The organism is Blautia glucerasea (assembly GCF_013304385.1).
GTDB lineage: Bacteria > Bacillota > Clostridia > Lachnospirales > Lachnospiraceae > Blautia_A > Blautia_A ammoniilytica.
Genome location: NZ_JAAITU010000042.1, coordinates 1 through 12,819 on the forward strand (window position 1 = coordinate 1; position 12,819 = coordinate 12,819).

Below are 12,819 nucleotides of genomic sequence, written 5' to 3' on the forward strand. Positions count from 1 at the left end.
GAAAAAACAGCTTGATCAAAAGTGCGGCTGTAAAAATCCAGACAAGGGATTTTTGCGGTCAAAAATAAATTTCATCTTTCATAGAAAAAAGGATCCCTCGCAAGGTAGAAGGCTAACAAGCCTTGTCCCTGCTGGGATCCTTTCAATTACTACTGGGGATGCCGAAATTTGCTATTAACCGACAGCCCCTTTTTATGTCAATATCTTAATCTTCGTATCCGTTAGGATTATTGGACTGCCATCTCCAGGAGTCTTCACACATCTCCCTGATTCCATTTTCAGCTTCCCAGCCAAGTTCTTCCTTTGCCTTGGTTGCATCTGAATAACATGTTGCAATATCTCCAGGACGTCTTGGAGTGATCACATATGGGATCTTTACGCCTGTAGCAGCCTCAAAGTTCTTTACAATGTCAAGAACGCTGTAGCCTTTTCCTGTACCAAGATTATAAATACTCAGACCGGAATTGTCTTCCAGCTTCTTCAGTGCTTTCACATGACCCTTTGCAAGATCTACTACATGAATATAATCTCTCACTCCAGTCCCATCTGGAGTATCATAATCGTTTCCGAATACTCTCAGTTCTTTCAATTTTCCAACAGCAACCTGTGTAATGTAAGGCATCAGATTGTTGGGGATGCCATTGGGATTCTCACCGATGGTGCCGCTCTTATGGGCTCCGATAGGATTAAAGTACCGGAGAAGAACTACATTCCACTGTGGATCTGCTTTCTGGATATCTGTCAGGATCTGCTCCAGCATTGACTTTGTCCAGCCATATGGATTGGTGCACTGTCCTTTTGGGCATTCCTCAGTGATGGGGATCTGAGCTGGATCTCCATAAACAGTTGCAGAGGAGGAAAAGATGATATTCTTTGCATCATGCTTTCTCATCACATCCAGAAGTGTAAGAGTCCCTGAAATATTATTCTCATAATACTCCCACGGCTTAGCAACTGACTCTCCAACAGCTTTCAGTCCGGCAAAATGGATACAGGAATCAATATCCTCTTTGTTAAAAATCTCCTCCAGAGCATTCCTGTCACGAATATCTGCCTCATAAAATTTCACCGGCTTACCGGTAATCTTCTCTACACGTTTCAGAGATTTCTCACTGGCATTGCTTAAATTATCAAGTACAACTACATCATATCCTGCATTCTGCAGTTCAACAACTGTATGACTTCCAATGTAACCTGCACCACCTGTAACTAAAATAGCCATAATTACCTCCTTTATTATACTACCTCTTTTGCATTATGTATCTGGTGTGGACATGCCACACAGAATATACCAAATGCCCCAATTAACTGTCCTTTTGTATATTCCTGACACATCATACCACTATTTATATGTATCTACAATGTTTTTTACATGAATATTACATAATAACCGTACCAAAAGATCATTTCCACAAATGTGCCGGATATACACCCTGATCTTTCAAGTTCTGTATCGCAGCCATTACCATAGGCTTATCCTCTTTGTAAGTCACACCAAACCATTTGTCCTGAGACTTTTCTACTGCAACAGTAGCACGTCCTTCTTTTAAAAGCTCATCTACCACAAATGGCAGGAAGTATTCGCACTTCAAAGGATTTTTCTTAAGATTTTCTTCAAGAAAAGCTGAAAATCGGCTTTGTAATTCCCCAAGAATGCTCTCCGAAAATCCCCACATATTCATGGATACAGTGGCATCACCAGAAATAGGGATCCAGGTCTTCCCTTCATCCTCTGTATATGCGGCCCCATTCCCTCTTTTTTCAATATGGGTACGCTCATGAATATCTGCCAGATAACCCTGTGCATCCATCTCGCATACACCTCTTGCCACATGTCCATTATCCGTCAGTGTATTTTCCAGTCTGTAGCCAACCATCATATACCTGTATATACCCTCTTCATCCTGATGGGTTGTAAGATAGTCATATGCCACCTGGAACGCATGGCTTCCATAAAAATCATCAGCATTGATCACTACAAAGGGGCCATCAATCTCACCCATACAGCTCATGATCGCATGTCCAGTTCCCCAGGGCTTTACTCTCCCCTCTGGAACCACATACCCCTCCGGCAGATTCGTCAGTTCCTGAAAAACATAAGAAACCTTGATTTTTTCACTGAGTCTGTCTCCAATGGCAGCTCTGAAATCCTGTTCATTTTCTTTTTTTATAATAAAAACCACTTTTTCAAAGCCAGCTTTTACAGCATCAAAAATAGAAAAGTCCATAATAATATGTCCTTCCTTATCTACCGGATCGATCTGCTTCAATCCGCCGTATCTGCTTCCCATTCCTGCTGCCATTACCACTAATACCGGTTTTTTCATTTTATGCAACCTCCTGCATTTGAAATCATTTTGAAATAGCTGCTCTGATATGCAACGCTTAGATTATACCATATCGCAAAAAAAACTGCCAGATATCAACTTCTAAAGACACTAATCACCATTGCCTGACATCCCCGGTAAAATACAAAACAGCGGTGAAACATTATTCTGTGTTTCGCCGCTGCTCTTTCACTCATATTTGATCACTTATCCTGGGAAAACAAGATTTCCATAGCTGTTCCTTTTCCCAGATCACTGTCCACAGTAACCTTTGCATGATGGATCAATGCTCCGTGTTTCACAATGGAAAGACCAAGCCCTGTACCTCCGGTTTCCCTGGAGTGGCTTTTGTCCACCCGATAAAATCTTTCAAAGATCCGCCCCTGCTCTGCCTTAGGGATCCCAATCCCGTTATCCTCTACTCTGTAAAAAGTCCGGCCTTTTTTCTTGCCTGCGCTTATGTGAACCTGTCCGCCGTCTGGCGTATATCTTACTGCATTATCTGCAATATTATACAACATCTCATACAGGACCTGACGAACTCCCTGCACATAGCAGGATTCCCCTGAAAAGGTAAGCTGGATATGTTTTTTCTCTGCCTGCTGACGCAGATTGCACTGCACATCCTTGGCCAGTTCATACAGATCTACCCTTTCAAATGCCATGCTGCTTTCTCCTTCATCCAGCCTGGACAACTGGATAATATCTGCCACAAGACTGCTTAGCCTGGTGGCTTCATGATAAATCCTTCCGGAAAAATCAGTTACTTTCTCTGCCGGAACCATTCCGTTCATCATCAGCTCCGCATATCCTGAAATAGACATCAGCGGTGTTTTCAGCTCATGAGATACATTAGCAGAAAATTCCTGCCGCATAGCCTGTGCACTTTTCAGTTCTTCCATCTGTTTGGACAGCTGCCTGTTCTGTTCATCCACGCGTACCAGAAGAGGACGCAGTTCTTCATAACACACATTCTTCAGCGGATGCTCCAGATCAAGATTATTGATAGGCTTGATCATCTTATCTGTCTGTTTCTGAACTAATATAAACTCAACAAGGATAATACATACCATCAGAAGTCCAAGTAAAGTAAAGCTGGACATTAAGGTATGGAAAACACTGTCTGTGGTTCTTGCTACACGCAGAACCTTTCCATCAGAAAGCCGAACTGCATAATAGTATGTCTGTTTGGAAAGTGTTTCTGAATAGCGAACGCTCTCACCGGAGCCTTCTTTCATGGCATGGATAAATTCCGGACGGTTGCTGTGATTTTCCATTTCTGCAGGATCCGCTTCATTATCCAGAAGTACATTGCCATCCTTATCAGTTAAGGTGATCCTGCTTGTAGTCATATTTTCAATCTTATCTGTAAAGTCTGCATCTCCAAAGGCTTCGATCCCGGTCTTGATATATTCAGCCTCATTACGGATCCCGTCCTTCATATTTGAATTAACTTTATTGTACATCACACCACATGCTGACCCGAACGTAAGAAGAACCGTGAGTACTATAATAAAACTGGTATGGCTTAAAATCTTTTGTTTCATCCCATTTCCCCCTGCTCTTTATTTATCGATCCTGTAGCCTACCCCTCTCACAGTTTCCACCATATTTCCTGCTTCTCCCAGTTTCTGCCGCAAACTTCGCACATGTACATCCACAGTCCTGGTCTCTCCCTCGAATTCATATCCCCAAACCTGACACAGGATCTGATTTCTGGACATTACAAGTCCCCGGTTTTCCACAAGATATACCAGCAGTTCAAATTCTTTTCTGGTAAGCTCGATCTTTTCATCCTTCCAGAATACTTCATGTCGTCCCACAAGAATACGCAGATCTCCGCATTTCAGTTCTTTGTCTGTATTGCTGTTCCTGTTGGTACGACGAAGCACAGCCTTGATCCTGGCTACAAACTCCATCATCCCAAAAGGCTTGGTAATATAATCGTCAGCGCCGGCTTCCAGCCCCTTTACCTTATCATATTCAGCATCCTTAGCGGTTACCATGATGATGGGAATGTCCCTGGTGTTTTCATCCTTTTTCAACTTTTCAAGAATAGAATACCCGTCCTCTCCGGGAAGCATCAGATCCAAAAGGATCATGTCCGGTATCTGTTCTTTTAATGCTGCCCGCAGACCTTTCCCGTCAGCAAAGCCTTTTGCCTTAAAGCCGGTTGCTTCCAGCGTATATACAAGAAGCTCCCGGATATTACTTTCATCTTCAACGCAATAGATCCACTTATCCATATATTTTGCTCCACTTCTTTACGGAAGTACATACTTTGACCTGTCAGTTTCAACTTCCCTGTAAAATTTCTCATCCGGACTGTTTTTGATCATATCAAGATGGCTGTGGGTATCAAAAAGATTCTCCCTTACCTGGGTCACACACACACCAATATTGGAACAATGATCTGCTACACGCTCCAGTCCTGTATTTATATCAGACAGGATAAATCCCATCTCGATGGTACATTCCCCTGCACGCAGCCTGTCCACATGCCGGTTCTTCAGTTCGCGGCACAGCTCATCAACCACCTCTTCCAAAGGTTCCACAGCAGCTGCAAGCCCCATATTTCTCTGTGCAAAAGCCTGATAAGCCATTTCCACAATATCATTTACAGCTTTTTCCAGTACATGCAGCTCTGCCAGGGCTTTCTGTGAAAAATGCAATTTTTTCTGATGCATTTCCTCTGCCGCATCCTTGATCTCCACTGCATGGTCTGAAATTCTTTCAAAATCGCCGATGCAGTGAAGCATGATAGAAAGACTCTGGCTGTCTTCCAAGGTAAGATTTTTATGGTTCAGATTTACCAGGTATGTACCAAGTTCATCCTCATACCGGTCTACCTTGGACTCGATCTTCTGGACCTGTAAAGCCTTTTCTTCACTGTAATCATCAATCAATGTTAATGCGATCCTCAGAGCCTGTTTTGCCTCCTGGGCCATGTTTCTGGCTGCATTACGGCTCTGCTCAATAGCAAGGGCAGGTGTTTCCAGGAAACGGGTATCCAGGATCTTAAACTCCTTATCCTCCGGAGAAACCACTTCTTCTGTTCCCTTGTCCCGTACTGTAAGACAGGCAAGCTTCACCAGAAGCTTGGAGAATGGAAGCAAAAGAATGGTAACTGAAATATTAAATGCACTGTGGATCACAGCAATTCCTGCAGGGGTTGCTGCTTCTGTTAAAAACGGAAAATGAACAGCCGTATTTACAGTATAGAATACAACCATAAAAACAATGGTACCGATTATATTAAAATACAGATGCACCATAGCTGCACGTTTTGCATTCTTATTTGCACCAATCGCAGATAAAAGAGCTGTGATACAAGTACCGATATTCTGTCCCATAATGATCGGGATCGCTGCACTGTAAGGTACGGCTCCTGTAATACATAAAGCCTGTAAAATACCTACTGATGCAGAAGATGACTGGATAACAGCAGTAAGCACTGTACCTGCCAGCACACCCAAAACAGGTATGGAGAACTTCAGAAGGATCCCTGTAAATTCAGGAACTTCCGCCAGAGGCTTAACAGCCCCGCTCATGGTTTCCATTCCAAACATCAGCACGGAAAATCCAATCAGAATAGTACCGATATCCTTCTTCTTGGCATCCTTTAAAAACATCAGGAAAACCACACCTATAAGGGCAAGCACCGGTGCAAAAGACGTAGGTTTCAAAAGCTGAATAAAGAAATTACTGCTTTGAATGCCTGCAAGGCTTAAGATCCAGGACGTAACAGTGGTACCAATATTGGCTCCCATGATCACGCCTACAGCCTGAGAAAGCTGCATAATACCGGAATTGACAAATCCTACAACCATAACCGTTGTTGCCGATGATGACTGTATCACACCTGTAACAGCTGCGCCAAGCAGCACTGCTTTAACAGGACTTGATGTAAGGTTCTCCAGAATCTTCTCAAGCTTACCTCCGGATACCTTTTCAAGTCCATCGCCCATTACGTTCATTCCATAAAGGAACATGGCAAGACCGCCTAAAAGAGTTAATACGCTGAAAAAGTCCATTTTTTTCTCCTATCCCCATAGTCGTAAAATATAAGTAACCTTGTGCCTTTTGTACCTTGGCACTATCATTGATTGTAAGAAAAGCGTGTAAACTTCTCCTCAGGGATATGTAAAATCTTTGTAAAATTATTTATAAGATGATACCAAAGTAGGATTGTGGGAGTGCATAGCACGAAACAATCCGTAGGTATCATAGCCAGGGTCAAAATGGATTTTAAAGCGCATCAAAGGATTCCAAACATCAGAATCCCCGTATTTCTTCATCCTCTGTATGAGTCTTATCTATGGAACGGATCTCCAGAAAATAGCTGTAGCTGTCATTCACCTTCACTTCTACCCGGTCACCTACCTTATGCCCTTTTAATGCCTTACCGATGGGCGACTCAATACTGATACGGTTCTCCATAGAATTGCCGCGAATAGAAGTGACCAGTTTATATTTCTCTGTTTCATCCTCTTCTTCAAAATATACTTCCACAATGTCATCCATCCCAACTTCATCAGCTTTGGAGCTTTCAGATACAATGGTAGCTGTTTTCAGCATATTCTCCAGATAACGGATACGGCTTTCATTCTGATTCTTATGTTTCTTTGCCGCATAGTACTCAAAATTCTCACTTAAATCGCCCTGGGCCCGTGCTTCCTTTACTGCCTCAATAGCTTCCTTACGGATCACCAGCTTCCTGTGCTCAATCTCCTGCTGTATCTTCTCCACATCCTGCTTTGTAAGTTTTTCCCTCATGTTACTGCCTCCCGATTTCATTTTTCTTTATCATTTCCCAGGCGTACCTGTTCCACATAATCTGCCAGTTCCTGAGATACATTGTCAAAAAGATAACTGCGGCTGCTCTGCCTGTGCTGATGCCACTCCTGCCGGAGAAGTTCTTCTGAATCCTGAATTTCCTTTTGCAGGCCTTTTGCTGACATCCTTTGGGCTCCCTGCCCCAGGATAATGATCTGCTCCAGACCATCAGAAGTAGCCACTGTTACTTTATGCTGCCGCCCGATCTTATGCACCGTCTTCTCAATATACTGATCTGCGGTTTCTGCTTCCTTTGTATAAACCACATAAATATTGTGATATTTCAGGGTTTCTTCCCGATGGCCTTCCACCTTGTAAGCATCAAATACAAGGATCAGATTACAGTTCTTGATTCCCTGATAATTACTGAGCACATCCATTAACCTGGTCTGGGCTGCATGGATATTCACTGCTGCCAGCTCCTTCAGGTCTTCCCAGGCAAAAATAATGTTATAACCGTCAACCAGCAGATACTCTTCCTGATGTGTTTTTTTCTTCTTTGGCACATAACCGTTGTCATCCGTATCTGCCCGGACTACCGAGTGAAAGCCTGCACCTTTGTTTCTTTTTACCGGACCAAAGGTTCTTTCAAAAATGGCCTGCAGTTCCTTGTCATCCTCATAGCTTCCCACATAACTTTTTGAAGAATGCCCGGACGGATAAGATGAAATGGAAATGTTTTCCTCATTTTCTTCTGCTTCTTTTGACAGCTGGCTTTCCACATGCATGTATTCTTCCACCTGATACCAGGGAACCAGAAAACCGACACCATGTGCACAGAATACAGAGCCTGTAGGATTATCCAGATCCCTTTCAGAATCATATCCTGTCTCTGCCACGATCTTTTCCTGATCCTGGCAAGGTTCATAGCCCTTTAAGGCACAGAACAGACGTCCCCGCCCCCTTGTATAAGAAAGCACCTCTCTCTGATAATCCCGCATGGCCTTTACAGGGGCATAGCCTTTCAGTACTGCCATGTCACCTTCTGTTTCCGGTGCTCCGAAAGTACCTTGCATTTTCTGGAAATCAGCCATGGCCCGGCCGATATTCTCTGCCGGTACCTCCAGGCGTACCTCATAATATGGCTCCAGTAAAATACTTTTTGCCTTTTTAAGTCCCTGACGCACAGCCCGGTAAGTTGCCTGGCGGAAATCTCCTCCTTCTGTATGCTTCTGGTGTGCACGGCCGGTCAGCAAAGTGATCTGCATATCTGTAATAGGTGCGCCGGTAAGTACCCCAGGATGCTCCCGTTCCTCCAGATGGGTAAGGATCAGCCTCTGCCAGTTCTTATCCAACACATCCTCGCTGCAGGCAGTGAAAAACTGCAAGCCGCTCCCCCGCTCTCCAGGTTCCAGCAGAAGATGCACCTCTGCATAATGACGTAAAGGCTCAAAATGCCCCACCCCTTCCACAGGCTGTGCAATGGTTTCTTTATATACAATATTCCCTGTTCCGAATTCCACAGCAACATGAAAACGATCCCAGATCAGCTTCTTCAGGATCTCTGTCTGTACCTCTCCCATCAGCATGGCATGGATCTCACCTAACTGCTCATTCCACACAATATGAAGCTGTGGTTCTTCTTCTTCCAGTTCTTTCAACTTTTTCAGCATCAGATGAACATCTGTCCCCTCCGGAAGCTGGATCTGATAATTCAATACAGGCTCAAGGACCGGCATTTGTGACTCTGCCTCACATCCTAATCCTTCTCCCGGATAGGTTCTTGTCAGTCCTGTCACAGCGCACACTGTACCTGCCTCTGCTTCTTTTACAAGTTCATACTTTGCCCCGGAATAGATCCGGATCTGATCAGCCTTTTCTTCCCAAATCTGATCTTCCGGCTGTCTAAAGCCTGCTCTTTGATTGGTAAGATTTTCTTTTACTTTCAGGCTCCCTCCTGTGATCTTCATGTAAGTAAGCCGGTTTCCCTGATCATCCCTGGCGATCTTGTAAACCTTCGCCCCAAAGGTATCACCATATTCCTCCGGCTGCATATAGGTCTGCAATCCATATACAAAATCCTCCAGTCCGGTCATCTTCAGCGCAGATCCAAAATAGCAGGGAAATACCTTTCTTTTTCTGATCAGGCCTAAGATCTCTTCTTTGGAAAGGCTGCCTTCTTCCAGATATTTTTCCAACAGGCTTTCCTCACATACTGCCAGATTTTCCATAAAATCCGTGTTTTCCTGCCCATTTGTAAAATCAATGCAATTTTCGCTTAATCTTTTGCGTACATCAGCCAGGAGAGCTTCTTTGTCTGTTCCTTCCTGATCCATTTTATTGATAAATATAAACACAGGGATTTGATAACGCTCCAGAAGCCGCCACAATGTCTGGGTATGACCCTGCACTCCATCTGCACCACTGATCACAAGAACTGCATAATCCAATACCTGTAAAGTTCTTTCCATCTCTGTCGAAAAATCCACATGTCCCGGTGTATCAAGAAGCGTTACTTCCAAATCGCCCATGGGAAAAACAGCCTGTTTGGAAAAAATGGTAATGCCCCTCTCCCTTTCCAGATCAAAAGTATCCAGGTATGCATCTCCATGATCTACCCGACCCATTTTCCGTATTTTCCCGCACAGATATAAAAGGCTTTCAGACAGCGTGGTTTTCCCTGCATCCACATGAGCCAGCATGGCAATACAAATATGTTTCTTTTTATTATTTTCTGAGGTCTCTCCCATAGGAATGTGCCCCTTTCTCTCTTTTATATTCCTTAAGCTGTCAGTTTTTGTTTCATACCCTGCCAGTTTTTATTCCATACTCTGACAGACTTTATTCCATACCTTGCCAGATATTGTCCCATACCCTGGCAGCTTTTTTTATCATACCACATAATAGATACTTTTTTCCATGTCTTATGAACAAACTCATGCGGAATCAGATCTTACTCCCGGCGTCAAATTGTTTGATTTTCAAATATTTTTCTTTACAACATAAAATCCAATGCTATAATATAGATGTTTTAAACACAAAACTAACATTGAAAGGTTAACCTATCCATGAATAAAGCAAGAAAAATCTACTGCCGCATTTTTCAAAATGCATTTAAATTTGCCCTTCCATTCCTTCCTTACCGTAATCCGGAAATCATCGGAAGTGTAAAAGCTCTGCCTGAGCTTTTTCAGAAAAAAGGAATTGACAACGTGTTGATCATTACAGACCTGGGGATCAGGAAACTCGGCCTTACTGTACGTCTTGAAACAGCACTGAAACAAAATGGGATTGCTTATTCCATTTATGACAAAACCGTAGCCAATCCTACCACTGACAATGTGGAAGAAGCAGAAAACCTGTGGTACGCAGCCGGATGCCAGGCCATTATCGGATTTGGCGGCGGCTCCAGTATGGACTGTGCCAAAGCAGTAGGCGCACGAATCGCCAAGCCTCACCAATCCCTTGCCCAAATGAAGGGAATCCTGAAAATACACAAAAAGCTGCCGCTTCTGGTTGCAATTCCTACTACAGCAGGAACCGGAAGCGAAACCACATTGGCAGCCGTGATCACAGATGCACAGACAAGGCATAAATATGCCATCAATGACTTTCCGCTGATCCCCAGATACGCAGTGCTGGATCCCAAGGTTACATTAAGCCTTCCTCCGTTTATCACCGCAACAACTGGAATGGATGCTCTTACCCATGCTGTGGAAGCATACATCGGCAATTCCACTACTCCTGGCACAAGGAAAAATGCGCTGGATGCAGTAAAGCTGATCTTTGAGAATCTGGATCAGGCCTATGAAAACGGTTCTGACAAGGAAGCCCGCAAAAATATGCTCCGTGCCTCCTATTATGCAGGCTGTGCTTTCACAAAATCCTATGTTGGCTATGTGCACGCAGTTGCACATTCCCTGGGCGGTGAATACAATGTACCTCACGGTCTTGCCAACGCCATCCTGCTTCCATTTGTCCTGGAAGCATACGGCAGCGTGATCAACAAAAAACTGGCAAGACTGGCAATCGCTGTCGGTATCGCTGACAAAAGCACCCCGGAAGCAGAAGCTGCTACTGCCTTCATACAGGCCATCAAGGACATGAAAAAGCGGTTTGACATCGGGGACACTATTCCAGAGATCCGTGAGGAGGATATTCCAAAACTGGCACATTATGCTGACAAGGAAGCAAACCCTCTGTACCCGGTTCCTGTACTTATGAACGCAAATGAGCTTGAGACGTTCTATTATGACCTTATGGAAAAACCTGATAAAAAAAAGGAGGACACCCTGTGAATCAGACTCAGATCCAAACACTGGTAAATAAACAACGTGATTTTTTTTATACAGGAAAAACTTTAGATATTTCTTACCGGATCCAGGCTCTTCAAAAATTAAAAGCCTGTATTTCACAAAATGAAAAAGCTATTTCTCAGGCAATCCTTTCTGACCTTGAAAAAAGCAGCTTTGAAAGCTATATGTGTGAGACCGGGCTGGTATTAAGTGAAATTTCCTATATGCTAAAACACATCCGCTCCCTTTCCCGGGAAAAGCGGGTACATACACCTCTTGCCCAGTTCCATTCCAGAAGCTATACCAAGCCTTCCCCTTACGGTGTGGTATTAGTGATGAGCCCCTGGAATTATCCATTCCTGCTTTCTATAGATCCTTTAGCAGATGCAATTGCAGCGGGAAATACGGTTATCTTAAAGCCAAGTGCCTACTCTCCTGCCACCAGTGCCCTGATTAAAAAACTGCTTTCCCAATGTTTCCCTGAGGAGTACGTAGCAGTTGTTAATGGAGGCCGGGCAGAAAATACAGCACTTCTTCAGCAGCACTTTGACTATATCTTTTTTACAGGAAGCCAGGCGGTAGGACGTGAAGTGATGCGCCAGGCCTCTGCACACCTTACCCCAGTGACTCTGGAGCTAGGAGGCAAAAGCCCCTGCATTGTAGATGAGACTGCAGATCTGAAGCTTGCAGCAAAACGTATCGTGTTCGGAAAATACCTGAACTGTGGCCAGACCTGCGTAGCTCCTGATTATATTTGCTGCCAAGAATCTGTAAAAGACAGATTTATTCAGGAAGTAAAAAAACAGATCACTGCACAGTTTGGAGAAAGGCCTCTGTCAAACCCGGATTATGGAAAGATTATAAACGAAAAGCATTTTAACCGTATCCTGAGTCTGATAGAAGAAAGTAAAGTAGTGTTTGGCGGTACATCTGATCCTAAGACCTTACAGATTTCGCCTACAGTAATGGATGGTGTAACATTCCAGGATAAGATAATGCAAGAAGAAATCTTCGGACCTGTTATGCCGGTACTTACCTATCAAAACCTGGATGATGTGATCCAGAAAGTAAATTCCATGCCTCATCCTCTTGCACTTTACTTTTTCACAAAGAACAAAGCAGCCGCCAAAAAGATCACTGCCAGCTGCGGCTTTGGCGGCGGATGTATTAACGATACCATCATCCATTTGGCAACCAGCGAAATGTCTTTCGGAGGCTTTGGGGAAAGCGGTATGGGTGGTTATCACGGCAAAGAAGGCTTTTGTACCTTCTCCCATTTCAAAAGCATTGTAGATAAAAAAACATGGCTGGATCTGCCAATGAGATACCAGCCATATAAAAAACTGAATAATAAACTGATTCATTTCTTCCTGAAATAATCAATGGATTCATGCTTTACATGCTCACAATCCTTACCTGTA

Annotated in this window: 9 protein-coding genes; 2 read left to right on the forward strand and 7 right to left on the reverse strand. The window is 43.7% G+C overall.

The features are described 5' to 3' along the window. Window positions 1–205: 205 nt before the first annotated feature. From galE to G5B11_RS14590, 7 genes are all read right to left on the reverse strand, one after another. Complete coding sequence (gene galE / locus G5B11_RS14560; protein ID WP_158422326.1) at window positions 206–1,222, reverse strand: UDP-glucose 4-epimerase GalE; 1,017 nt, start codon at window positions 1,220–1,222, stop codon at window positions 206–208. A gap of 181 nt (window positions 1,223–1,403) precedes the next feature. Continuing rightward, window positions 1,404–2,327, reverse strand: coding sequence for a sugar phosphate nucleotidyltransferase (locus tag G5B11_RS14565; protein ID WP_158422327.1), 924 nt, complete (start codon window positions 2,325–2,327; stop codon window positions 1,404–1,406). A 203-nt stretch (window positions 2,328–2,530) separates the two neighbouring features. Then, window positions 2,531–3,874, reverse strand: coding sequence for a sensor histidine kinase (locus G5B11_RS14570; RefSeq protein WP_173728868.1), 1,344 nt, complete (start codon window positions 3,872–3,874; stop codon window positions 2,531–2,533). Window positions 3,875–3,892: 18 nt separating this feature from the next. Next, on the reverse strand, window positions 3,893–4,573 hold the full coding sequence (locus G5B11_RS14575) for a winged helix-turn-helix domain-containing protein (RefSeq protein ID WP_173728869.1): 681 nt from the start codon (window positions 4,571–4,573) through the stop codon (window positions 3,893–3,895). Window positions 4,574–4,591: 18 nt separating this feature from the next. Then, entirely contained in the window at window positions 4,592–6,361 is a 1,770-nt protein-coding gene (locus G5B11_RS14580; protein ID WP_173728870.1) for a Na/Pi cotransporter family protein, read from the reverse strand. A 241-nt stretch (window positions 6,362–6,602) separates the two neighbouring features. Next, window positions 6,603–7,103 carry a transcription elongation factor GreA gene (gene greA, locus G5B11_RS14585; RefSeq protein WP_173728871.1) on the reverse strand — a complete coding sequence of 167 codons (501 nt, stop codon included), beginning with the start codon at window positions 7,101–7,103 and terminating at the stop codon, window positions 6,603–6,605. Window positions 7,104–7,120: 17 nt separating this feature from the next. Then, a complete protein-coding gene (locus G5B11_RS14590) occupies window positions 7,121–9,853 on the reverse strand; it encodes a translation factor GTPase family protein (protein ID WP_173728872.1) in 2,733 nt (910 codons plus the stop codon). 318 nt (window positions 9,854–10,171) lie between these two features. Here G5B11_RS14590 and G5B11_RS14595 point away from each other — a divergent pair, with 318 nt between their 5' ends. Next, a complete protein-coding gene (locus G5B11_RS14595) occupies window positions 10,172–11,401 on the forward strand; it encodes an iron-containing alcohol dehydrogenase (RefSeq protein ID WP_158422333.1) in 1,230 nt (409 codons plus the stop codon). Beyond that, a complete protein-coding gene (locus G5B11_RS14600) occupies window positions 11,398–12,777 on the forward strand; it encodes an aldehyde dehydrogenase (protein WP_173728873.1) in 1,380 nt (459 codons plus the stop codon). Before G5B11_RS14595 ends, G5B11_RS14600 begins: the two co-directional genes overlap by 4 nt. The last annotated feature ends 42 nt before the right edge of the window (window positions 12,778–12,819 follow it).

Coding starts and splice junctions, on each gene's coding strand:
- G5B11_RS14595 (WP_158422333.1), top strand. CDS start 10,172: ATGAATAAAGCAAGAAAAATCTACTGCCGCATTTTTCAAAATGCATTT.
- galE (WP_158422326.1), bottom strand. CDS start 1,222: ATGGCTATTTTAGTTACAGGTGGTGCAGGTTACATTGGAAGTCATACA.
- G5B11_RS14590 (WP_173728872.1), bottom strand. CDS start 9,853: ATGGGAGAGACCTCAGAAAATAATAAAAAGAAACATATTTGTATTGCC.
- G5B11_RS14580 (WP_173728870.1), bottom strand. CDS start 6,361: ATGGACTTTTTCAGCGTATTAACTCTTTTAGGCGGTCTTGCCATGTTC.
- G5B11_RS14570 (WP_173728868.1), bottom strand. CDS start 3,874: ATGAAACAAAAGATTTTAAGCCATACCAGTTTTATTATAGTACTCACG.
- greA (WP_173728871.1), bottom strand. CDS start 7,103: ATGAGGGAAAAACTTACAAAGCAGGATGTGGAGAAGATACAGCAGGAG.
- G5B11_RS14575 (WP_173728869.1), bottom strand. CDS start 4,573: ATGGATAAGTGGATCTATTGCGTTGAAGATGAAAGTAATATCCGGGAG.
- G5B11_RS14565 (WP_158422327.1), bottom strand. CDS start 2,327: ATGAAAAAACCGGTATTAGTGGTAATGGCAGCAGGAATGGGAAGCAGA.